Source organism: Tessaracoccus luoxuelianae (assembly GCF_055326245.1).
Genome location: NZ_JBUZNO010000002.1, coordinates 241,178 through 263,417 on the forward strand (window position 1 = coordinate 241,178; position 22,240 = coordinate 263,417).

Genomic DNA, 22,240 nt, shown 5'->3' on the forward strand with positions numbered 1-22,240 from the left:
AGTAGGTTTTGTTGTATGAAGTATCGCTATCTGGGCAATTCTGGACTCAAGATCACCGAACTCACCTACGGGAACTGGCTGACCCACGGCTCGCAGGTGGAGGCCGACACCGCGACAGCCTGCGTGCGCGCGGCGCTGGACCACGGCATCACGTCGTTCGACACGGCTGACGTCTACGCCAACACCGCCGCCGAGGTGGTGCTGGGGGAGGCTCTCAAGGGTGAGCGTCGGGAATCCTTGGAAATCTTCACCAAGGTCTACTGGCCGGTCGGGCCCAAGGGCGCCAACGACGTCGGGCTCTCACGCAAGCACATCATGGAGGGCATCAACGGCTCGCTGCAACGGCTGCAGACGGACTACGTGGACCTGTACCAGGCCCATCGCTACGACGTCGAGACGCCGCTGGAGGAGACGATGGTGGCCTTCGCCGACGTCGTCCGGCAGGGCAAGGCCCTCTACATCGGCGTGTCGGAGTGGCCGGCTGACAAGATCCGCGAGGCTGCGCGCTACGCCAAGGAGCTCAGGATCCCGTTCGTGTCCAACCAGCCGCAGTACTCCATGCTGTGGCGGGTGATCGAGGACCAGGTGGTGCCCGCATCCGAGGAGGTGGGCGTCTCGCAGATCGTGTGGTCGCCCGTCGCGCAGGGCGTGCTCACCGGCAAGTACCTGCCGGGGCAGCCGGCGCCGGAGGGGTCGCGGGCCACCGACACCAAGGGCGGCCAGGGCATGATCAGCCGCTGGATGCGCGACGACGTGCTGACCAAGGTGCAGAACCTGAGCCCGATCGCCGACGAGCTGGGCCTCACCATGGCGCAACTGGCTGTGGCGTGGGTGCTGCAGAACGACAATGTCGCGGCGGCCATCATCGGGGCCTCGCGCCCGGAGCAGATCGCCGAGAACGTCAAGGCCAGCGGGGTGGAGATCCCCGATGAGCTGATGGCGCGCATCGACGAGGCGCTTGAGGGCATCGTCGAGCGCGATCCCGCGAAGACCACCGTGCCGGAGGGGCGCCCCTGATCCCCCCCCGCGTCGCTCGTCGATTTGGATTGTCCGCGGACAATCCCTATAGTTATCAGAGCGACGCGGGGTGGAGCAGCTCGGTAGCTCGCTGGGCTCATAACCCAGAGGTCACAGGTTCAAATCCTGTCCCCGCTACGAAAAGTGGCCCTGACAAGCAGAAATGCTGTCAGGGCCACTGGCTTTTCCAGGCTTGTTCCCTACTTGTTCCCCACCGGCGACGCGAAGACGCCCTCCGGCTGGCACGGACCTGGAGTCCGGGCGTGAGCGTGCCGACGGCGGCAAGGCCAGTAGCGGCAACCGGACACGGCTTCTCCTTCCTCGCGCCATCGCTCCATGCCTCGTCGGGCAGGGCTACGCTCCCCGCAAGGTGCGGAAACAATCTCAGCAAAGAAGCAGAGGTGACTTCATGTCAGAGGCCAGCAACAGGGCCAGCGAATACCCGCCCGTCGTCACGATGTTCGAGTTGTACGGCGCGGGCGCCGTCACGATCGGCGAGAGGGTCTCCCAGAGACTCGGCCTGCCGTTCCACGGGCAGGCGTTCACCTCCGGTGCGATCGCCGGACAGGCAACCGGCGACGACGAGGAGAACCGTGCGGTGCTCGCGAATGTGCTCGCCCTCCTCGGGGGTGCCTACAGTGCGCTGGAGGACCGCGAGATCGTGCGCACCCAAGGTGACAAGTACTCGCTCATCGAGGACAACACCCGGAACGTGAAGCAGTTCGCCCAGGAGGGCGGAGTCATCGTGGGTCGCAACGCCACCGTGATCCTGGCCGACCGTCCCAATACCCTGCACGTCCTGCTCACCGGCGACGTCGCGGACCGGGTCAAGCGGGCTGCCCAGAGCCTGGGCATCTCGGAGGCCGAGTCAGCGAAGCGCCGAGCCCACGAGGAGGACCTTCGTCGGCAGATGTCAAGGACCCTGTACGGCTGGGACCCTGCGCTCCCAGACCGCTACGACATGCTGCTCAACACCAGCCGTGTCTCCGTCGATGCAGCAGTGAACGCCATCGTCGACGCGATCCAGCACCAGACCGCCTGACCGGCGCCTGAACAGAACGGAATCGACACCATGTCTGCAAGCTCAGTCTCGGCGCCGGCTGTCACGGCCCAGCCCCTCAGCATGAAGAACTACCTCGCCTACGCGGCGGGTGACGCGGCCAACAACGTGTCTTTCACCATGGCGGGCATGTTCCTCATCCTCTACTACACCAACGTGGTCGGTATCGAGGGTGGCGTCATCGGCACCATGTTCCTGGTGCTGCGCTTCATCGACGCCATCACGGATGTCTTCATGGGCCGCATCATCGACATGAAGAAGCCCGGCAGACTCGGCAAGTTCCGTCCGATCATCCTGTGGTTCTCGGTCCCGCTGCTTGTCTCGAGCTGGATGCTCTACGCCGCGAAGTGGATCATGCCCGACGCGAGCACCACGGCCTACACCATCTACATGTACGCCTTCTACATCCTGATGGGTTCGGTGTTCTATACCGCCGTCAACATCGCGTACGGCTCCATGGCCCCCTCGTTGACGCAGGTCCCCACGGAGCGGGCGAAGCTGGCCAGCTTCCGGATGTACGGCGCGGCCCTCATGATCCTGGCGCTGTCCTGGGTCATCGCACCGCAGATCCGGGCGAACGTGGGCAACGCCGACGCGCTGCAGAACTCGATCGCGATCTCCGTCGGCATCCTGTCGATCATCGGCGCCGGGCTGTACCTGTTCACGGTGTGGGGGACGAAGGAGCAGGTCGCCCGCGACCCGCGTCCGGTGACGATGAAGGAGAGCTTCGGCTCCCTCGCCGTCAACCGTCCGCTGCAGGTCCTCTCCGTCGCCGCGGTCTTCTTCCTGCTCGGGACCACCGTGATGGGCACCCTGGGCGCCTACATCGCGATCTACGTGCAGAACGACGCCAACTACATCGCCATCAACCAGACGGCCCAGGTGGCGGCGCTGTTCCTTGTCGGCCCCATCATCCCGGTGCTCGTCCGCACCATGGGCAAGCGCCTGGGCTACGTCGTCCTCGCGTCCTTCATGTACATCGGCGCCCTCATCCTGTGGCTCGCCCCCCTCGGTACCTACCCGTGGCTCGGGTCGGTGGCGTTCTTCGTTATGGGCATCGCCATGTTCGGCGTCAACACGCTCATGTGGGCTCTCGAGGCGGACTGTGTGGAGTTCGGCGAGTGGAAGATCGGGCAGCGCACCGAGGGCACCACCTACGCGGTGTTCTCATTCACCCGCAAGATGGGCCAGGCGCTGGGTGGATTCGTCGGCGGCTGGGCGCTCGGGTGGGCGGGCTTCGTCGCAGCCGAGGTCGCGGCGGGTGGCGAGGTCTCCGACGAGGTGGCCGGCAACATCCGCATGTGGGCCGCGGTCTTCCTGATCGGCTCCACCCTCCTGACCCAGCTCGCGATGTTCTTCTATCCGTTGACGGAGAAGAAGTACCTCGAGATCGTCGGCGAGATCGCCGCGCGGCGCGCGGCCAGGGTCGACGCGTAGGGCTGACCCCTCGGCGAGCGTCCTCCACTGCGGGAGCAGCCATGTGCAAAGTGTCGGCGCAGGATGGGAGGGTGGTGGCATGACGCAGCCGCCCGCATGGTTGGACGAGCCACCACCAGACCCGGAGACCCTCCCGCCGGACGACCTCGACGAGGCGTGGGCGCGTGAGCCCGTGGCGCCCACCCGACGGCGGCCTGACACGGTTCGCAGGGAGCCCGCCCGGGCGGTGCAACGATCGGCGGCCGGTCTTCGTGACGAGGCTCTGCAGATCCTGAAGGCCCTCACCGGGAGCGCGGAGGCCGATTTCCACCCCGGGCAGTACGAGGCGATCGAAGCCCTGGTGGCGGATCACCGTCGGGCCTTAGTGGTCCAGCGCACGGGATGGGGCAAGTCGGCGGTCTACTTCATCTCCGCCCTGCTGCAGCGCAGGGCCGGGTCGGGGCCGGCGCTGATCGTGTCTCCCCTCCTGGCGCTGATGCGTGACCAGGTCGCGGCCGCTGAACGGGCCGGCGTCCGAGCCTCGGCGATCAACTCGGCCAACGTGACCGAGTGGCGCGACATCGAGGAGTTGCTGGCCGCAGACTCGATCGACGTGCTCTTCGTCTCACCCGAGCGCCTCGTCAACCCGATTTTCCGGGCGGAACAGCTGCCCCGGCTCGTCGCGACCTGTGGCCTTCTGGTGATCGACGAGGCACACTGCATCAGCGACTGGGGTCACGACTTCAGGCCGGACTACCGGCGCATCCGCGACCTCATCGCCGACCTGCCCGATGGCGTCCCCGTCCTGGCCACCACCGCGACAGCCAACGCCCGGGTTGTCGACGATGTGGCCGAGCAGATGGCCGCCGGTGGGCGGGAGGTGTTCACCCTCCGTGGCGCGCTGGGCCGCGACTCGCTGCGGCTCGGCGTCCTCGATCTCGGCACGCCCTGGCGCCGCCTGGCCTGGCTCAGCGAGCATCTCGCGGCGCTCCCGGGGAGCGGGATCGTGTACTGCCTCACCGTCGCTGCCGCCGAGGACACGGCCGCGCTGCTCGCGAAGGCAGGCCACCGCGTCCTCGCCTACACCGGTCGGACGGATCCGGCTGAGCGACTGGTTGCCGAGGAGGCGTTGAAGCGCAACGAGGTCAAGGCGCTGATCGCCACCTCGGCCCTCGGGATGGGCTTCGACAAGCCTGATCTCGGCTTCGTCGTCCACCTCGGCGCTCCGAGCTCGCCTGTGGCGTACTACCAACAGGTCGGCCGGGCCGGCCGCGCCACCGAGAGCGCTGACGTGCTGCTGCTGCCTGGCGCCGAGGATCAGGCGATCTGGCACTACTTCGCGACGAACGCGATGCCAACCCAGCGCAAGGCCGACGCGGCACTGGCGGCCCTCGCCGACGCTGACCGCCCGCTGTCAGTGGCTGCCCTGGAGGCCCGCGTGGACATCAAGCGGGGTCCGCTCGAGCTGCTGCTCAAGGTGCTGGCGGTCGACGGTGCGGTGGAATCGGTCAAGGGCGGGTGGGTCTCGACGGGGGCCCCGTGGACCTACGATGCCGACCGCTACGGGCGCATCGCCGCGGCCCGCCAGCAGGAGCAACGCGCCATGCTCGCCTACGAGCAGCTCGACGAATGCCGGATGGCGTTCCTGACCGCGGAGCTGGATGACCCGCACGCCGCGGCCTGCGGTCGCTGCGACTCCTGTGCCGGTCCGTGGTACCCGACGGGGGTGACGCTGGCCGCCGGCCAGGGCGCCCAGACGGCACTGGACCGGGTCGGAGTCCCGCTGGCGCCGCGCGTGCTGTGGCCCACCGGGCTCGACAGGCTGAGCGTCCGCATCGACGGTCGTCCGGTCAAGGGCAAGATCCCGCCCGAGGAGCAGCTCGCGGCGGGGCGGGCGGTCGCGCGTCTCTCGGATCTGGGATGGGGCGGGCCGCTGCGTGAGCTGTTCGCGGCCGACCGCGACGGCAACCCTATGGACGCCGAGGTGCCGCCCGAGCTGGGCAGGGCGTGTCTTCGCGTCCTCAAGGAGTGGGGATGGGACGCGCGTCCGGTTGCGGTGGCGTGGGTGCCGAGCCTCGGGCGTCCTCGTCTGGTTGAGTCGGTCGCCACGGGCATCGCGGCAGCCGGACGTCTGGAGGTCCTCGGCCCGCTCGGGCTCAGCCCAGGCGCTGAACGGCTTCGGGGCTCCACCAACAGTGCCTACCGCGTCCGCGATCTCTGGGACCGCTTCGTCGTGCCTCCGGCCATGACAGAGCGGCTCGCGAGTCTCGACGGCCCGATCCTCCTGGTGGACGACCTCGTCGATTCGCGCTGGACCATGACGGTGGCCGGGCGGCTCCTTCGCCGGGCGGGGGCCACTGCGGTGCTCCCGCTGGCGCTCGGGTCGGTGGGCTGACGGAAGGGCTGATCCCACGCTGAGCCCGCCCAGTGGTTCCGGGGCGGCCCGGCAGAGACGGATCGACGGCCCCATCGGGGCCGCGCCGGCGAACTTGCCAAGGCCGGACCGGAGCCGTGGCGATGGTCGTACGCTGGAAGGATCCCGACTTCAGGAGGATCCATGGACCTACTCAACCGCTCGGACATCCAGTCGCTCGTCGCGTCCGAGGCCGACGGAATCCACGTGTCGCTGATGCTGCCCACCCACCGCTTCGGCAGTGGAATCCAAGCTGATCAGGTGCAGTGGAAGAACCTCGTGCACGGTGCTGAGGCCGTCTTGCTCGAGGAGATGCGTCGGCCAGACGTCGAGGCCCTCCTGGCCCCAGCGCGCGAACTGCTCAACAACAACCTGGCCTGGCAGTACATGAGCGACGGCCTGGCGATGTTCCTCACCCCGGCCGGTTCCCAGATGGTCCGTATCCCGGCGTCCCTACCCACCCTCGCCGCCGTCGGTGAGCACTTCGTGACCGCCCCCCTGATGCGGCTGCTCTCCGGCGACGCGCACTTCCTGCTGCTGGCCATCAGCCAGGGCTCCGTGCGACTCATGGACGGCAGCCGGCACACTGTGCGCCAGATCGAACTCGACGACGTTCCCACGAGCCTCAGAGACGTGGTGGAGCCCAGCGGACGCTCAGACTCCATGGCCCGGTCGTTGACCGCTGGGCGCGGGGGCAGGGCCGTCTTCTACGGCCACGGCGTGGGCGCGGACGAAGCGAAGAAGGACGATGTGATGCGGTTCTTCCGCGAGGTGGAGGCAGGCCTCCGCGAGGTGCTCGCCGGCCAGACGGCCCCGCTGGTGCTAGTTGGCCTGGAACAGAACGTGTCCGCCTACCGGGAGCTCAACACCTATGCCGAGGTGCTCGACGAGGCAGTGCTCCGCAGCCCCGACGAGCTGTCGGCCGACGAGCTGCACCAGGTGGCGTGGCCGCTGGTCGAGGGCCGGCTTCGAGCCGATCGGACCCGGCTCATTTCGCGCTTCCACGACCTGAAGGGCACCGGCGGCCAGGTGTCCAGTGATGTGGATGCCGTGAGCGACGCTGCGGAGCAGGGCCGGGTCGAGACGCTGTTCATCCGCTCGGATCCGTGGTGCTGGGAGCGGGTCGAGGACGGTGGCGACCCTCCCGTCGTCCGTCTCGGGACCGACGACCGCTTCGCCGCGTGCGAGGAGGTGGAGTCCGCGGCCAGGCACACGCTCGCGTACGGGGGCATGGTCCACGCCACGTCGCAGGAGGTGGTGGCCGACAGCGAGTTGGCCGCGATCCTGCGCTACTGAGCCCGGCGGGTCACTCCTCGCGCCCGTCGGCCATGAGGGCCGCCCTGGCGAGCCGGAAACCTGAGGGTCCCGTCGCCAGGCCCGAAATGCGCTGACGGAGCGTGGGGGAGTCACCCAAGTTCAGCAGCACCGGTGAGAGCTCCTGGTAGAGGTGGTGACCCAGGATGGGTCCATGGTCACCGATCTGCCAGCCCAGCCGGGTCAGCATCGAGGCGACCTTGTCGACGGGGACGGCGCCCATCTCATCGGTGGCCGCGTAGGCCAACATGAGGAGGGCCGCGTCGCGTTCGAAGCCCTCGGCCGACGGGATGACCAGTCCCGCCAGGCCCGCCCACAGTGCGGCCGGGTCCTTCTGAAGCTTCTTCCCCAGCCTCGTGGACTTCAGCCTGCCGTTGTGCACCCTCAGCAGCCCCAGGCGCTGCAGCGTGAGACGGAAGCGCAACAGGGGGAGGGCCGAGCCCTCCCGGTTCACCGCACCGATCCATCCACTCATGCCGGGAAGCATGGCCGCGGCCTCCGAGACGCGCGCCGGCTTCAGGTAGCCGGCGCTCGTCATCTCCAACCCGTTGCCCGCCGCGGCGTCGAGGAACCACTGGATCGGGGCCAACGCCTCGACCGGGACCGGGTCGTCGTCCATCTCCGGCAGATCGATGAGGCGTTCGAGCAATTGAAGCGCCGCCTCGTCGTGCGACAAGCTCATCAGCATGATCACCAACCGGTGCGGCAGCGAGGTCATCGTGGCCCTGAATCCGGGATCGAGCAGCCAGGCGTTGAGTTCGGCGGCGTCGAAGAGTTCGGGGTCGTAGAGAAACTCGGCCAGCGCCTCAGCGTCGCGCAGCCCGCCGCAGTCCTCGGGCGGGGCTGCTCGCGCACCGTCGACCACCAGCGCGGGGGCATCGCCCGGCAGCATCGGCAGAACCTGCTCCAGGCGGAGGGTGATGTCCCAGTGGTCGCCGTAGTCGTACACGTAGTTCAGGACGTCGCCCGGCTGCTGGAGGACCTCGTCCAACCTGACGTCGGCGGCGGCCGCGGATTCGCCGTCGGCCGGATCCTCCTCCTCAACGTCGAACTCGCACAGGAAGATCTGGGCCGAGCGATCGAAAGGATCGCCGCCGAGCGAGAACCGATACAGGTGGGCGCCACTCCACACAAACGCCATCTGCAGCGTGTGATGGACCATCTCAAGAGGCAGATCTGAGCGGAGCGCGAGGGTTCGCCAGATCGGCGGGTTCGAATCGCGAAGCTCGGCGCGGACGTGATAGATCATTGGCCCCGCGAGCCGCGGCCGCCGGAGTTCCGGGCGCACAGGCGTGGCGAGATCGCTGGTCAGGACCGTGGCGAGCCGTCGTAGGTCGGCCAGCTCGGTTCCTGAGACCGCCTGCTCGAATCGACGGCGAAACTCGGCTTCTGCTGGGTCGGTTCCGGTCATGGCTCAACGCTAGCGGCTCGTGGAAGCTCCTCCGATCCGGAATGGGCAGCCACCAGCGCCCTGAAGCCCACGTGGGGCCTCTTCTCGGCCGACGCTCAGCGAGAGACCGTCGTCTCGCCCGACGAACCGAGGTGGTGCTACCTCACGTGCGTAGGCTACTGATGTGAGAGCAGGAAGGGACGCTTCAGCGATGATGGCGCCTGCACGATCTCACGCGTGGGCCGTGGCGGCAATCGGCTCAGCTCTGCTGGGCGCGGCAATCGTCGCGGCATGCCTCTTGGCCGTAAGGCTGGAGCTGACAGGGCTCGGGCGCCCGCGGGACACTGCGCCGCGGCTCGGATATCTCCTCCTTCTGGGCATGGGAATCGCCAGCAGTCTTGGGATCCCCGCGTGGCTGGCCTGGAGAGGCCTGGGGAAATGGTGGCCGATCGTCCCAGTGGTCATGATCCTGGCCACCACCGCCACCTGGCGGGTTCTGGGCGTGTGAAGTACGCGACGGGTGGTCCCCGTCGCCGTGCTGGTGGTTGCTCGTGGCCGAGCGAGTCGTCCCGCCGTTAGGCGAGCATGCGGGTGCCGCTGGGGGTGACTTCGTAGCGGTAGCCCAGGGGACTGGACCAGTAGAGCTGACCTGGTCTGGGTTGGTCGGCGCGCCAGGTGCGGGCGGTGCCGGTGAGGTGGCCGAGGGCGTCGGTGTGGAGGTGGACGGCGAGCTCCAGCTTTTCTAGTGGCCGGTCCTTTCCCGGTCCCTGACCGGTCCTTTCCCGGTCCCTGAGGAGGGCCGCCCGCGGAGCGGCGTGGCCCGTCTCGAAGGGTCGTGACTACCACCTTCACGGGATCTGGTGGTCGGGTGCGGTGAGCCGGGAGACGATGCCCGGTCGGCCGTGATCCAGAGTCTGGTTGTGGGCTACTGGTCACACCGTGGTCGGGTGGTTGAGGCCGACCGGGCATCGTCTCCCGTCTCCCCGCACTCGTCGTGCCTGTGGCGTGGTCTTGTCCGGGTGCGGGCCGGAAGGGCGGCGTTGGGGTTGGGTCTGCTTGAGCGGGATGCCAGCGGGGTGATCGTCGGGTTGGGCACCGCGGCGCGGTGCCGCCCTGCCGTCCCTCACCCTTGCGTTTGGCCGCGGGTTCTCGATCCTTGGAGACGTCCTGCGGTTGCTTCGCGACGCGGGCGAGGGCCGTCCCCTCTCCAGTTGCCTCAGGTGACGGCGTCGGCCCCCTCGGCGGGTAGCTCGCGGCACAGGTCGGCCGCCTTACAGGCCCTGGCCGCCTCGATCCGGCCCTCCTGCACCGCCCCATACAGCCGCGGGTGACGATGCTTCAAGCTCAAAGCATCAGCCAGCTTCGAGGCAGCCACGATCGGTGGGCAGCGCAGCAACCCGGCCAGTTCCAAGCCGATGAACTCCGACACCGCCGGGGTCCCGATACCCCCGACCACCACCCTGCGCTCAGCGAGCACCTCCAGCACCTGGTCGTAGTCCACCTCGTAGTGTTCCGCCAGATCACACAGCAGGGTCAGGGTCTGGGCCTCGGCGAAACGACGCAACTCGTCGGCGGAGCGCAACTGCTCCGCGATCTGACGCGCCTTGTCCTTCATGGGTTCCACGCTATGTCCGACCACTGACATTTTCTGCTCCCAGCAGGGGCGCCGGGCAGAAATTCTTTGAGAAGTTTTTCTGGGGGTTGCGGTGGGGTCGGCGACGGTGTCGAGGCCTCGACGCGTCGGGCGAGTTGGCTTGCCAGCTAGCGTTTCTTAGGCTTCGAGGCCGCTGCGCGGCACCTCAGCCAACGGTGAATGCCCTCGCCGCCGATCGGCGGCTCCTCAGCCAGCGGGAAGGGCTCCAGCCCGCTTCGCGGCACCTCAGCCGTCGGGGAGGGCTCGAGCCCGCTTCGCGGCACCTCAGCCGTCGGGGAGGGCTCGAGGCCGCTGCGCGGCTCCTCAGCCAACGGGAAGGGTTCCAGTTCCTTCGCGGCACCTCAGCCAACGGTTGATCGCCACCTTCTCGGCCAGCAGTGCGTGACGGTCACTGCGAGTGTGGGGTGGCAGGACCAGGTGCCTGACGGCATCGTCGGTGGGTGTCAGAACGGTAACGATTCGGCCGTTGTCGTTGACACCCGAGCGGCGGGGGTTGGAGCATGGCGGCACCTTGAACGATCAACGGAGGCCCAATGAAGAAGCCGACGCTCGCCAGCCTGGCCGCGGAGCTGAGGGTCTCACGCCAGACCATCTCGAACGTCATCAACTTCCCTGACCGAGTCAGGGCCGAAACCAGGGCCCGGGTCCAGGCCGCGATCGACAACTCCGGCTACCGGCCCTCCGCCGCCGCCCGAGCGCTGCGCAACCAGCGCGCCATGGCCGTGGGCATCCGGCTCAGCCCGCCCCGCAACGGCATCTCGGGTGCCTTCATGGACGACTTCCTCCGCGCACTCGTCACCGTCGCGGACGAGCGCGGTTACCGCGTCGTCGTGTTTCCGGCCGAGTCCAGGGACGAGGAGGTGGAGCGGCTGGTGGAGTTGCGCGCCAGCCTCGCCATCGACGGGGGGATCCTCACCGACACCTGGACAGGCGACGATCGCCCCGCCTGCCTGGCCGAGGCCGGTGTGGCGTTCGTGGCGTTCGGACGGCCGTGGGGCGCAGAGGACCACGGCCAGTGGGTGGACGTCGACGGTCGCGCCGGGGCGGAGGAGGCCGTGCGCTTCCTGCAGGCCCGCGGGCACGAGCGGATCGGATTCATCGGCTGGTCCGACGGGTCGCCGGTGGGGGCCGATCGCCACGCCGGCTGGCAGGCGGCCATGGAGCTGAGCGACGACGAAGCCCGTCAGCTCACCGTCGAGGGCGAGGATTCGGTGGATGCGGGGGGCGCGGGCATGGCCGAGCTGCTGGCACGCGGGGCAACTGCCGCGGTGTGCGCCTCGGACGCGCTGGCGCTGGGGGCCTTCATCGCGAATCAGGGCGTGACGCGGACGCACGTGGTGGGCTTCGACGACAGCCCTGTGGCTCGGGCAATCGGAATCCCGAGCCTTCGGCAGCCCGTCGACGAACTGGCCCGGCTGGTCTTCGAGAGGGCCTTGGCGCAGATGACCGGGGTGGATGGCGAGGCGGGCGGGGTCCTGCTCAAGCCGGTCCTGGAGACCCGCGGGAACTGAGGCGAAGCTGCGTCAGTCCATGTCAGGGACGGCGTCCCTGGCGTCGGTGTAGTCCTCCCCACACAACTCCAAGAGGTCCACCAGCATCGAGCGGACCTGGGCCAGCACCACGGTGGAGGAGAGCTTCGGCAGGATCGGCACGTGGGCCGACCGCTCGGCCAGCGCGCGCAGCGCGTCCAGCTTGGCTGTGGGGAGCCTGCGGGCGAACAGCTCTGCCGCGCACTCGTCGATCACCTGCGCGAACTCGGCCAAGAGCTCCAGGTATTCCTCCGGCACGGTCTCACCCCGGTGCGCGGCCACCGCACACCGGCGCGCCAGCACCCGCAGGTTGCGGATGAACCGGTCCAGCGGGACGACGAGGTCCGCCACCTGCAGCGCGGCGTCACGATGCCGCCGGAGGAAGGGTGAGGTGCGGACCACGGCCATGCCCTCCGACGACGCGGCAAGCAGCGCGGACAGCTCACCCTCCGTGGCGCGTGCCCGGGTCAGAAGCTGCTCCGCCGCGTCGACGTCGTGCCTCTGCAGGGCGCCCACCATCGCGCGCACCGTGATGGCCGCCTCGTGGAGCACCTTGGCCGCGATCATCCTCGGACGATCGATCGGTGAGGTGGGCGCCACCGTGGCGAACAGGAGCGCCACGGCGCATCCCACCAGAGCGTCCTGCCACCGGGAGATGCCGGCGTCGACGCCGGGGAGCACCGTGAGGACCGCCGCCGCCTGGACCGCCGACTGCGTCACCATCAGGGTGCGCGCCCCCAGCCAGGTGGTGATGGACATCGCTACGGCTACCACCAGGATGATCTGCCAGACGCCGGTGCCGAAGTAGTGCACGAACACGTCGCCCACGAACACCCCGATGGTGACCCCAACGGCCACCTCGACCACGCGGCCCAGACGCTGGCCGAAGGAGAAACCCAGACATATGATGGCGGCCACCGTGGCGAGGAACGGTTCCTCATGGCCCAGAAGACGCCGGGCGATCCACCACGATGCTCCGGCCGCCAGCGAGATCTGCAGGATCATGAACAGCCGCGACCGCCACCGTCCCACGCGCCGCTGCTGAGAGCGCCACCCCCGCCTGGCGGTGCGCTCCGACACGTCGAAGGCCCTGATCGAGGCCCGTTGCAGCGCGCGCCCCGTGTCATGCCACGAGAACCCGTGCCCCTGCTCCTCCGCCATGGCGCCTATCCTGCCGTCTCGGCCATGTTTGCGCCCGTGGAGAGCGTCGCGGGTGTGAGAGGTGCCCGGTGGGTAGACTGAACCAGCCGTTGACCGTTGCCGGAAGGGAACCCAAGAAATGCGCCGAGCCCGCACCCTGGGGATCGTCATGGTCCTTCTGCTGTCGACGGCACTGGGGGCCTGCACGCGCCCGCCCATCGAGGAAGAGGAGGAGGCGCGCACCCTCACCATCGGGGCCACCGGTGAGCCCGCCGGTCTGGACATGATCACCGTCTCGGGCGCGGGCACGCCCTTCGTGCTCCTCTACAACGTCTACGAGACCCTGGTGAAGCTCGACGGCGAGGGAACGATCCGGCCGCTGCTCGCCTCAGAGTGGCTCACCTCCGAGGACAACACGGTCTACACCTTCACCATCGACTCGGGCGCCCGCTTCGCCTCCGGCACGGACGTCACCGCTGAGGCGGTCGTCGAGAGCTTCGAACGAAACCGGGGCGCCGCGGCCACCGACCAGATCAAGGGCAAGTGGGCCGCAGTGGACACCATCGAAGCCCTCGACGAGGACACCGTCGAGGTCACGCTCAACCAGCCGTCGAACCAGTGGCTCTACGAGATGACCGGCCCGGCCGGGATCGTCACGGACCCCACCGGCGCCGCCAACCTGGACACCACCCCCGCCGGCTCCGGCCCGTTCCAGTTCGTGGCGTGGGAGGAGGGATCCTCTGTGGAGCTCAAGGCCAACCCCAGCTACTGGGCCACACCCAGCAGGTTCGGATCGGTCATCTTCCGCTACTACGCAGACCCCAATGCCATGAACACCGCGATGCTCGCCGGGCAGCTGGACATCATCTCCAACCTGACGGTGCCCCAGGCCATCGGCCAGTTCGACGACGAGGAGCGCTTCACCGTCCACGAGGGCACCACCGACGGCGAGGTGGTGCTCGGGTTCAACCACCGCACCCCCGCGCTGCAGGACCTCAAGGTGCGCCAGGCCATCAACCACGCCATCGACCGTGAGGCCCTCATCGACGCCGCATGGGGCGGCAAGGGCACCCTGATCGGCTCCATGGTGCCGCCCACGGACCCCTGGTTCGAGGACCTGTCCGACACCTACCCCTTCGACCAGGCCAAGGCGCGCGAGCTCCTCGCAGAGGCGGGCTACGCCACCGGCCTCACCCTGCGGCTGCGGGTGCCGAACCTTCCCTACGGGCCCCCGGCCGGCCGCTACATCGCGGCCAAGCTGCAGGAGGTGGGGATCACCGTCGAGCTCGACGAGCTGGAGTTCCCCGCCCGCTGGCTGGATCTGGTCTACACCGCGCACGACTACGACATGACCATCGTGGCCCATGTCGAACCCCGCGACATCGGCGCCTTCGCCAACCCCGAGTACTACTGGGGCTACGACAACCCTGAGTTCCAGGAACTCGTCACCGAGGCGGACGCCGGCACACCCGAGGAGCAGGTGGCCAAGCTCAGGCAGGCCGCCCGCATTCTCGCCGACGACGCGGCGGCAAGCTGGCTGTTCCTGCTGCCGAACCTCATCATCACCACCCCCGAGATCTCCGGCATCCAGGCCAACCAGATCAGCCTCGCCTTCGATCTCACCACGATTGCCGCCAGGAGCTAGCCCATGGCCCTTCGCCGGGCGGCCACGCGGGTGGCGTGGCTGCTCGCGAGCCTCCTGCTCGCCTCCCTGCTGATCTTCGCCGCCACCAACGCGCTGCCCGGCGACATCGCCCAGGTGATCCTCGGCACCAACGCCTCACCCGGCGAGGCGGAGCGGCTGCGGGCCGAGTTGGGCCTCGACCGCCCCTTCCTCACCAGGTATCTCGAGTGGCTCTGGGGGGCGGTGCGGTTCGACTTCGGGGTGTCCTACTTCAGCCGCCGACCCATTGCACCGCTGATCGCGTCGCGACTGGAGGTGTCGGCGTGGCTGATCCTCTTCGGCATGCTGGCGGCCATCCTCATCGCGCTCCCCGTGGGCGCCTATGCCGCCGTCCGTCGCCGCCACGCCGACGGGGTGGTGGTCTCGGCCCTCTCCCAGGTGGGTCTCGCGGTGCCCGCCTTCTGGGCCGGTATCTGGCTCGTGGTCCTCTTCGCGGTACAACTCCGCTGGCTCCCGGCCGGCGGATACGTCTCCTACTGGGATTCGGTGGGGGAGTGGATCCGGCACCTGATCCTGCCCGTCACATCCCTGGCCATCGTGCAGGCCAGCGTCATCTCCCGCTACGTCCGCAGCTCGGTCCTGGAGGTGATCCATGAGGACTACTTCCGCACGGCCCGCGCCGTCGGGTGGTCATACACCGGAGCGCTGTGGCGCCACGGGCTGCGCAACGCGGCCATCTCGCTACTGACCGTCATCGGGCTGCAACTCGCGACACTCCTGGTGGGAGCGATCATCATCGAGCAGGTGTTCGCGCTGCCCGGGCTTGGATCCTCCCTCCTGTTGGCGGTCTCGCAGCGCGACCTCGGCGTGGTTCAGGCAATCGTCCTGCTGCTGGTCTGGGCGGTACTGGTGATCAACTTCCTCGTCGACATCGCCTACCAGATCATCGACCCGCGGCTGCGGCGAAGCGGTGACGCCCGATGAAGCGCGGCACGCTCTACCTGGGGGCCATGCTCATCGGGATCGTGGTCGTGATGGCCGCCGTCGGCCTGGTCTGGACCCCGTTCCCACCCGACGCGGTGGTGTCCACGGGGCTGCAGCCCCCCGGCTGGCCGTACTTGCTGGGCACCGACGGCCTGGGTGGGGACATCCTCTCCCGGCTCCTCAGCGGCGCCAAGATATGCCTGCTCGTCGGCATCGTCTCTGTGGCGGTGGCGGCCGGGATCGGCGTGCCGTTGGGCATCGTCTCCGGCATGGTCCGCGGCTGGCAGGGAGAGATCCCCGCGCGCCTCGCCGACATCCTGTACGGGTTCCCCGCACTGCTGCTGGCCATCCTCTTCGCCGCGGCGCTGGGGGGCTCCACCTGGACCGCGATGATGGCCATCGCGCTCGCCTCCGTCCCCGCATTCGTGCGCATCGCGCGGGCGGCCACGCTGCAGGTGATGAGCCAGGGCTACGTGGAGGCGGCCAGGCTCAGCGGCACCCCGCACCTCGCCGTCGCGTGGCGGCACGTGCTGCCCAACATCGCCCCCATCGTCGGCGTGCAGGTCTCGGTGAGCATCGGCATCGCGATCCTCGCCGAGGCGGGCCTGTCCTACCTCGGTCTCGGCTCAGGTCCCGAGGCCCCCACCTGGGGGCGGATGCTGCGGGAGGCGCAGGGCTACATCTTCAACGCCCCGCTGCTGGCGCTGTGGCCAGGGCTGGCCATCGCGGTGGCCACCATGGGGTTCAACCTGCTGGGAGACGGGCTGCGGGACCTGCTGGACCCGAGGCTGAGGGAGATCCGATGAGCTACCTCGAGGTCACAGACCTCCGCGTCGAATTCGGCGGAAGCCGGCAGCCGGCGCTGCGTGGGATCAGCTTCGCCGTCGACGAGCGTGAGCGGCTGGGCATCATCGGCCAGTCGGGCTCCGGGAAGTCCGTGACGGCGCTCGCCATCATGGGCCTGCTGCCAGCCCACGCCCGGATCACCGGCAGCATCAAGCTCGACGGGCGCGAGCTCGTGGGCCTCCCCGAGCGCGAGCTCCAGAAGCTGCGCGGCGACGAGATCTCCATGATCTTCCAGGAACCGATGACGGCGCTGGACCCCACCATGAAGGTGGGTCGTCAGGTGGGCGAGGTGGTGGCGCTGCACCACGGCGAGCGTCGCGGCGCCATCCACGACGAGGTGCTCACCTGGCTGGGCCGCGTCGGCATCACCGAGCCCGACCGCATCGCCGACTCCTATCCTCACGAGCTCTCCGGAGGGCAGCGGCAACGGGCGCTGATCGCGATGGCGCTGGCCAACCAGCCCGGCCTGGTGCTCTGCGACGAGCCCACCACAGCCCTCGACGTGCTGGTGCAGCGCCAGATCCTGCTCCTCCTCGCCGAGCAGCTCGCGGACCGGGCCGCGGTGTTCGTCTCGCACGACCTGGCCGTGGTGCGGCAGGTGTGCCAACGGGTGGCGGTAATGCTGCAGGGCGAGATCGTGGAGCAGGGCACCATCGACGAGGTCATCGCCCAGCCCCGTCACCCCTACACGCAGGGGCTCATCGCGTCGGCGAGAATAGACCGGGTGCAGCCGGGGCAGCCGCTGCCCAACGTCGAGGACTACTACCCTGGAGTCACCTCATGAGCCTGGTGGAGCTGCGTGACGCCGAGGTCACCTACCGCAGGGCGGGCAGGCCGTTCGTCGCGCTCCACGGCATCGACCTCGAGGTCGGTCGGGGGGAGCGCATCGGCATCGTCGGCGGCTCCGGATCCGGCAAGACGACAATGGCGCGCCTGATGCTGGGGTTGCAGCCGCCGTCGCACGGCGACGTTCTGTTCGACGGCCGATCCATCGTCGGGTTGAAGGAGAGGGACCGTGGCTTCATGCGGTCGGCGGCGTCGATGGTGTTCCAGGACCCGAACTCCTCCCTGAACCCGAGGATGCGCCTGGGCGACATCGTGGCCGAACCGCTGCGGTCTCCCGTCCTCCGCGGTCGCGGCGACGTGCCGGAGCCCACCCGGGACGTCGTCGCTGGGGCGCTGCTCGGCGTGGGGCTGACGGAGGAGATGATGGACCGTTTCCCACACCAGCTCTCCGGCGGGCAGCGGCAGCGGGTGGCCATCGCGCGGGCATTGATCAGCGACCCGTCACTCCTGGTGGCCGACGAGCCGGTCTCGGCGCTCGACGTCTCGGTCCGGGCGCAGGTGCTGAACCTGCTCACCGCGGAGGTCCAGGAGCGCTCGCTCACTTTGGTGCTCGTCTCCCACGATCTGTCGATCGTGCGGCACCTGTGCGAGCGGGTGGTGGTGGTCAACGCTGGACGGATCGTCGAGCAGGGCACCGTCGCCGATGTGCTGGGCGCGCCCAGGCACCCCTACACCGCGGCCCTGGTGGACGCCACCCTGACCCTCTGACTTCAGGGAACCACTGATCAATCATGTCCTGGCTGCGGCGCACCGGATCGGGCGATCTGGCGCCCCTCCACCTGGATATGGACGTCAAGTACACGCACCAGCCGGAGTGGTGCCACCTCATCCCGCCCGGCACGTCCTCGCCGAGAACAGCATTGACCAGTGCTTCCCTACGCCGCGAGCGGACGGGTTCGGGGCACCGGGGCGCGCGGGCCTAGAATGCCCAGCGTGAAGGCACTGCTACTTGAGAACATCCACGCCGACGCCGTCAAGGCTCTCCAGGCCAAGGGCTACGAGGTCGACTCCCGGCCCGGGGCGCTGGCCGAGCGGGACCTGATGGCCGCCCTCAAGGGGGTGGACTACCTCGGCATCCGATCGCGCACCTACGTCACGCGCGCCGCCCTCGAGTCGGCGCCGCAGCTCAGCGCCATCGGCGCCTTCTGCATCGGCACCAACCAGATCGACCTGGAGGCGGCCACGGACCATGGTGTCGCGGTGTTCAACGCGCCCTACTCCAACACGCGCTCCGTCGTGGAGCTGGCCATCGCCGAGATCATCTCCATGGCCCGCCGGCTCACGGACCGCAACCGCGATATGCACGCAGGGATCTGGGACAAGTCCGCAGTCGGCTCGCACGAGGTGCGCGGCCGTACCCTCGGCATCATCGGGTACGGCAACATCGGCTCCCAGCTGTCTGTGGTGGCGGAGTCGCTGGGGATGCGCGTGATCTTCTACGACCTGGTGGACCGTCTGGCGCTCGGCAATGCGCGCCGCGTCGATACCCTCGAGGAGCTGCTCGGAGAGGCGGAGACGGTGTCTCTGCACGTGGACGGTCGCCCGGAGAACAAGGACATGTTCGGCGCCGAGCAGTTCGCCGCCATGCGGCCACGGTCGCTCTTCCTCAACCTGTGTCGCGGGGCCGTGGTGGACCTTGACGCGCTCTACGACAACCTCGTCTCCGGCCACGTCGCCGGCGCCGCGATCGACGTGTTCCCCTCGGAGCCGAAGGCCAAGGACGAGCCGTTCGTCTCCAAGCTGCAGGGACTCAGCAACGTGATCCTCACCCCTCACGTTGGAGGCTCGACGCAGGAGGCCCAGGTGGATATCGGCCGCTTCGTCGCAGGCAAGCTCAACGACTACGAGACCCTCGGATCGACATCGATGAGCGTCAACCTCCCCGAGGTGCCGGCCGGCCCCACGTCGACGGCGCGCGTGGTGCACCTGCACCACAACGTGCCCGGCGTCCTGGCGCGGCTGAACCAGCTGTTCGCCACGCACAACATGAACATCGGTTCCCAGACGCTGGCCACCCGCGGCCAGTTGGGCTACGTGGTCACCGACGTGCAGGGCGAGAAGTACGACGGGCTGCTGGCGGACCTTGAGGCGCTCGACGAGACGGTGCGCGTCCGCGTCCTCTGACGCCTCTGGGTCGCTTGTCAGGTTGCGATTCGACCCTTCGAGACGGCCGACGGTCGCTTCGCGACGTAGGCCTCCTCAGGGATCGGTGGACTGAGCTGCGGGGCTCGTGCCTTCGTTCCCGAGGAGAGCCGTCCGCGGAGCGGCGGGGCTCGTGCCTTTCGTTCCCTGAGGAGAGCCGCCCGCGGAGCGGCGGGGCTCGTGCCTTTCGTTCCCTGAGGAGAGCCGCCCGCGGAGCGGCGGGGCTCGTCTCGAAGGGTTGTGACGCGACCGTCCAGCGGAGCGCATGGGTTATCCACAGCCACCCGTTGACCCCTTGAAGACTCGCGGGGCCGCTGGTCTGATCGCTACATGGCATGGACATACATCCTCGAGTGCGCCGACGGGTTCTTCTACGTCGGGTCGACGCGCAATATCGAACAGCGCGCCTGGGAGCACGGCTTCGGCGGGTCCCGATTCACATCGAAGCGGCTACCGGTGAAGATGGTGTGGGCGCAGGAGTTCGAGAACATCGGTGAGGCCTATGACATGGAACGTAGGCTCCACGGCTGGAGTCGAGCGAAGAAGCAGGCGCTGATCGACGGGCGATTCGAGGATCTGCCGCGGCTGGCGCGTCGAGGAGGTCCGGCCGACAGTGGCCCCGCCGGAACAACTGCGAGCTGACATTTCTCACGGGGCTCGTGCCTTTCGTTCCCTGAGGAGAGCCGTCCGCGGAGCGGCGGGGCTCGTGCCTTTCGTTCCCTGAGGAGAGCCGTCCGCGGAGCGGCGGGGCTCGTGCCTTTCGTTCCCTGAGGAGAGCCGTCCGCGGAGCGGCGGGGCTCGTGCCTTCGTTCCCTGAGGAGAGCCGTCCGCGGAGCGGCGGGGCTCGTGCCTTCGTTCCCTGAGGAGAGCCGTCCGCGGAGCGGCGGGGCTCGTCTCGAAGGGTTGTGTCTGGCCCTTGGGTGGGGTCGCTTGCCAGGTTGCGATTCGACCCTTCGAGACGGCCGACGGTCGCTTCGCGACGTGGGCCTCCTCAGGGAGCGAGGGGGAGGGGCCGAGGGGTCGCTTCGCGACGTGGGCCCTCAGGAGTCGGTGGACTAAGCGACGGGAGCGCGCAGGAACTCCATGGCGGCGTGGTGGAGCAGACCGTTGGTGGCCAGAGCCCCCGGGCCGCCCACGCCGTCGACGCCGTCGAGGTTGCTGAACCGGCCGCCCGCCTCGCGGACGATGACCTCGAGCGCAGCCATGTCGTACAACTCCAGGTCCGGCTCGCACGCCACGTCCACGGAGCCTTCGGCCACCAGCATGTAGCTCCAGAAATCGCCGTAGGCCCGCGTCCGCCACGAGCTGCGCATCAGGTCGATGAAGCCCTGGCCGCGGCCGGTGTCCACCCATTCAGCGATGTCCGAGTAGGACAGCGACGCGTCACCGATGGTTTCGACGCGGCTCACCCGAAGCTCGGTTGAGCTGAGCAGGGAGCGTCCCGTGTAGGCGCCGCCGCCGGTGCTCGCCCACCACCGCCTGTTCAGCGCGGGGGCCGACACCACGGAGGCGGCGATCTCACCATCCACCTCCAGGGCGATCAGCGTGGCCCAGACCGGCACGCCCCTCAGATAGTTCTTGGTGCCGTCGATGGGGTCGATGATCCAGCGCCGCGACGACTTTCCGGTGTCACTGAACTCCTCGCCGTGGACCGCATCGCGGGGGCGGGTGCGGGCAAGGGTGCGGCGGATGGACTCCTCGACGGCGGTGTCGGCCTCCGTCACCGGGGTGTTGTCCGGCTTGCTGGTGAACCTCAGATCCTGAGCCTTGAACTTGCTCATCGACAGCGAATCCGCGTCGTCTGCCATGAGGTGCGCCAGGCGCAGATCGTCCGTGAGGTCCTTCGAGACAGCCATGCGCCAAACCTAGCGCGTCGGGCGCTCGATTCAGGTGAACGCCCGGCCCATCCTGCGGAACGAGGCGAGCCGCTCGGGGGCCAGCGTCCCCGCCGCGACCGCGTCGTCGAGAGCGCACTCGATCACGCCGGTGAGGTGGCTGCAGCCACGGGGGCAGTCCTCGGCGAACTCCGCCAGGTCCGGGAAGGCGCCCAGGATCGAGGCGGTCTGCACGTGGCTGATCCCGAACGAGCGCACCCCGGGGGTGTCGATGATCCAGCCGCCGCCTGGAAGCTCCATCGCGATGGCCGACGTGGAGGTGTGCCGACCCTTGCCGGTCAGCTCGCTCACCTCCGCTGTTGCCCGCCCCGCCCCGGGGATCAGGCGGTTGACCAGCGTGGACTTGCCCACCCCGGAGTGACCGACGAACACCGTCACCCGGTCCTTGAGCGCCTCCCTCACGGCGCTCAGGTCTGCCTCCGGGTCGGTCACCAGGATGGGGACCCCCAACGGCTCGTAGGCGTGCCGCAGCTCGACGGGGCTGGCCAGGTCCGCTTTGGTGAGGCACAGCACAGGCGCGATGCGGGCGTCGAAGGCCGCCACCAGGATCCGGTCGATCATGCCCATCCGTGGGGGAGGATCCGCGAGGGCCGTCACGATGAACAGTTGATCCGCGTTGGCGACGATGGGCCGTTCGAAGGTGTCGGCGTCGTCTGCCGAGCGGCGAAGTACCGTGGTGCGCTCCAGCACCTCCACGATGCGCGACAGCGTGCCCTCCTCGCCGGTGGAGTCCCCGTCCAGCCGGACGTTGTCTCCGACGAGCACGCCGCCCTTGCGGTCGATCAGCCGTCCACGCACCGCCGTGACGTCGTTGCCGTTGAGGGTGCAGCGGTAGCGGCCGCGGTCCACGGAGATGACGCGGGCCACGGGGAGCTCCGAGTAGTCAGGCCGTTCCTTGGTACGGGGCCTCGAGCGACGGCGGGGCCGGTCGAAGCCGCTGTGGTCGTCCTCCCGCAGGGACTTCACCGCT

At 68.8% G+C, this 22,240-nt stretch carries 18 protein-coding genes and 1 tRNA gene; 14 read left to right on the top strand and 5 right to left on the bottom strand.

Translation table 11 applies throughout. The features are described 5' to 3' along the window. The first annotated feature begins 15 nt into the window (after positions 1-15). From ACZK39_RS03785 to ACZK39_RS03810, 6 genes are all read left to right on the top strand, one after another. Positions 16-1,017, top strand: coding sequence for an aldo/keto reductase family protein (locus ACZK39_RS03785; protein WP_182799813.1), 1,002 nt, complete (start codon positions 16-18; stop codon positions 1,015-1,017). Positions 1,018-1,081: 64 nt separating this feature from the next. Then, positions 1,082-1,155: transfer RNA gene (locus tag ACZK39_RS03790), tRNA-Met, on the top strand. Positions 1,156-1,426: 271 nt separating this feature from the next. Further along, complete coding sequence (locus tag ACZK39_RS03795; RefSeq protein ID WP_459054543.1) at positions 1,427-2,059, top strand: cytidylate kinase-like family protein; 633 nt, start codon at positions 1,427-1,429, stop codon at positions 2,057-2,059. 81 nt (positions 2,060-2,140) lie between these two features. Continuing rightward, complete coding sequence (locus ACZK39_RS03800) at positions 2,141-3,514, top strand: glycoside-pentoside-hexuronide (GPH):cation symporter (RefSeq protein WP_459054542.1); 1,374 nt, start codon at positions 2,141-2,143, stop codon at positions 3,512-3,514. Positions 3,515-3,593: 79 nt separating this feature from the next. Then, a complete protein-coding gene (locus tag ACZK39_RS03805; protein ID WP_463612564.1) occupies positions 3,594-5,888 on the top strand; it encodes a RecQ family ATP-dependent DNA helicase in 2,295 nt (764 codons plus the stop codon). Between the two features lie 162 nt (positions 5,889-6,050). Beyond that, positions 6,051-7,202 (top strand): baeRF3 domain-containing protein, encoded by a 1,152-nt coding sequence (locus ACZK39_RS03810; RefSeq protein ID WP_463612565.1) that lies wholly within the window; start codon positions 6,051-6,053, stop codon positions 7,200-7,202. Positions 7,203-7,212: 10 nt separating this feature from the next. On the opposite strand, the gene ACZK39_RS03815 is transcribed toward ACZK39_RS03810, so the two are convergent. Together ACZK39_RS03815 and ACZK39_RS03820 are read right to left on the bottom strand one after the other, a co-directional pair. Continuing rightward, a complete protein-coding gene (locus ACZK39_RS03815) occupies positions 7,213-8,631 on the bottom strand; it encodes a plasmid pRiA4b ORF-3 family protein (protein WP_463612566.1) in 1,419 nt (472 codons plus the stop codon). Between the two features lie 1,195 nt (positions 8,632-9,826). Next, positions 9,827-10,225 (bottom strand): hypothetical protein, encoded by a 399-nt coding sequence (locus tag ACZK39_RS03820; protein WP_463612567.1) that lies wholly within the window; start codon positions 10,223-10,225, stop codon positions 9,827-9,829. Positions 10,226-10,797: 572 nt separating this feature from the next. Here ACZK39_RS03820 and ACZK39_RS03825 point away from each other — a divergent pair. Beyond that, positions 10,798-11,775, top strand: a complete 978-nt coding sequence (locus ACZK39_RS03825) for a LacI family DNA-binding transcriptional regulator (RefSeq protein ID WP_463612568.1) — start codon at positions 10,798-10,800, stop codon at positions 11,773-11,775. A gap of 12 nt (positions 11,776-11,787) precedes the next feature. Here the strand turns inward: ACZK39_RS03825 and ACZK39_RS03830 are convergent, their stop codons facing one another. Next, a complete protein-coding gene (locus ACZK39_RS03830; protein WP_182784180.1) occupies positions 11,788-12,954 on the bottom strand; it encodes an FUSC family protein in 1,167 nt (388 codons plus the stop codon). A gap of 118 nt (positions 12,955-13,072) precedes the next feature. On the opposite strand from ACZK39_RS03830, the gene ACZK39_RS03835 reads away from it, so the two are divergent. From ACZK39_RS03835 to ACZK39_RS03865, 7 genes are all read left to right on the top strand, one after another. After that, positions 13,073-14,578, top strand: a complete 1,506-nt coding sequence (locus ACZK39_RS03835) for an ABC transporter substrate-binding protein (RefSeq protein ID WP_459054536.1) — start codon at positions 13,073-13,075, stop codon at positions 14,576-14,578. Between the two features lie 3 nt (positions 14,579-14,581). Then, positions 14,582-15,541 (top strand): ABC transporter permease, encoded by a 960-nt coding sequence (locus ACZK39_RS03840; protein WP_459054535.1) that lies wholly within the window; start codon positions 14,582-14,584, stop codon positions 15,539-15,541. Then, a complete protein-coding gene (locus ACZK39_RS03845) occupies positions 15,538-16,347 on the top strand; it encodes an ABC transporter permease (RefSeq protein WP_463612569.1) in 810 nt (269 codons plus the stop codon). The genes ACZK39_RS03840 and ACZK39_RS03845 overlap by 4 nt, the downstream gene beginning before the upstream one ends. Next, positions 16,344-17,171: an ABC transporter ATP-binding protein gene (locus ACZK39_RS03850; protein ID WP_463612570.1), complete on the top strand. Its 828-nt coding sequence runs from the start codon at positions 16,344-16,346 to the stop codon at positions 17,169-17,171. Before ACZK39_RS03845 ends, ACZK39_RS03850 begins: the two co-directional genes overlap by 4 nt. Then, positions 17,168-17,941 carry an ABC transporter ATP-binding protein gene (locus ACZK39_RS03855; protein WP_463612571.1) on the top strand — a complete coding sequence of 258 codons (774 nt, stop codon included), beginning with the start codon at positions 17,168-17,170 and terminating at the stop codon, positions 17,939-17,941. The genes ACZK39_RS03850 and ACZK39_RS03855 overlap by 4 nt, the downstream gene beginning before the upstream one ends. 225 nt (positions 17,942-18,166) lie before the next feature. After that, positions 18,167-19,357, top strand: coding sequence for a phosphoglycerate dehydrogenase (gene serA, locus ACZK39_RS03860; RefSeq protein ID WP_459054533.1), 1,191 nt, complete (start codon positions 18,167-18,169; stop codon positions 19,355-19,357). Positions 19,358-19,705: 348 nt separating this feature from the next. Beyond that, entirely contained in the window at positions 19,706-20,017 is a 312-nt protein-coding gene (locus ACZK39_RS03865; protein WP_182784169.1) for a GIY-YIG nuclease family protein, read from the top strand. A 413-nt stretch (positions 20,018-20,430) separates the two neighbouring features. On the opposite strand, the gene ACZK39_RS03870 is transcribed toward ACZK39_RS03865, so the two are convergent. After that, the gene (locus ACZK39_RS03870) at positions 20,431-21,231 is read right to left on the bottom strand and encodes an inositol monophosphatase family protein (protein ID WP_182799829.1); all 801 of its coding nucleotides are present in this window, start codon (positions 21,229-21,231) and stop codon (positions 20,431-20,433) included. A gap of 30 nt (positions 21,232-21,261) precedes the next feature. Further along, positions 21,262-22,236, bottom strand: a complete 975-nt coding sequence (rsgA, locus tag ACZK39_RS03875) for a ribosome small subunit-dependent GTPase A (protein WP_463612572.1) — start codon at positions 22,234-22,236, stop codon at positions 21,262-21,264. Positions 22,237-22,240: the final 4 nt, after the last annotated feature.

Bases quoted from the DNA above. Each gene is read 5' to 3' on its own strand.
- ACZK39_RS03830 (WP_182784180.1), bottom strand. From the start codon at position 12,954: ATGGCGGAGGAGCAGGGGCACGGGTTCTCGTGGCATGACACGGGGCGC.
- ACZK39_RS03840 (WP_459054535.1), top strand. From the start codon at position 14,582: ATGGCCCTTCGCCGGGCGGCCACGCGGGTGGCGTGGCTGCTCGCGAGC.
- ACZK39_RS03825 (WP_463612568.1), top strand. From the start codon at position 10,798: ATGAAGAAGCCGACGCTCGCCAGCCTGGCCGCGGAGCTGAGGGTCTCA.
- ACZK39_RS03800 (WP_459054542.1), top strand. From the start codon at position 2,141: ATGAAGAACTACCTCGCCTACGCGGCGGGTGACGCGGCCAACAACGTG.
- ACZK39_RS03845 (WP_463612569.1), top strand. From the start codon at position 15,538: ATGAAGCGCGGCACGCTCTACCTGGGGGCCATGCTCATCGGGATCGTG.
- ACZK39_RS03855 (WP_463612571.1), top strand. From the start codon at position 17,168: ATGAGCCTGGTGGAGCTGCGTGACGCCGAGGTCACCTACCGCAGGGCG.
- ACZK39_RS03835 (WP_459054536.1), top strand. From the start codon at position 13,073: ATGCGCCGAGCCCGCACCCTGGGGATCGTCATGGTCCTTCTGCTGTCG.
- ACZK39_RS03870 (WP_182799829.1), bottom strand. From the start codon at position 21,231: ATGGCTGTCTCGAAGGACCTCACGGACGATCTGCGCCTGGCGCACCTC.
- ACZK39_RS03820 (WP_463612567.1), bottom strand. From the start codon at position 10,225: ATGAAGGACAAGGCGCGTCAGATCGCGGAGCAGTTGCGCTCCGCCGAC.
- ACZK39_RS03810 (WP_463612565.1), top strand. From the start codon at position 6,051: ATGGACCTACTCAACCGCTCGGACATCCAGTCGCTCGTCGCGTCCGAG.
- ACZK39_RS03805 (WP_463612564.1), top strand. From the start codon at position 3,594: ATGACGCAGCCGCCCGCATGGTTGGACGAGCCACCACCAGACCCGGAG.
- ACZK39_RS03865 (WP_182784169.1), top strand. From the start codon at position 19,706: ATGGCATGGACATACATCCTCGAGTGCGCCGACGGGTTCTTCTACGTC.
- ACZK39_RS03815 (WP_463612566.1), bottom strand. From the start codon at position 8,631: ATGACCGGAACCGACCCAGCAGAAGCCGAGTTTCGCCGTCGATTCGAG.
- ACZK39_RS03795 (WP_459054543.1), top strand. From the start codon at position 1,427: ATGTCAGAGGCCAGCAACAGGGCCAGCGAATACCCGCCCGTCGTCACG.
- ACZK39_RS03850 (WP_463612570.1), top strand. From the start codon at position 16,344: ATGAGCTACCTCGAGGTCACAGACCTCCGCGTCGAATTCGGCGGAAGC.
- ACZK39_RS03785 (WP_182799813.1), top strand. From the start codon at position 16: ATGAAGTATCGCTATCTGGGCAATTCTGGACTCAAGATCACCGAACTC.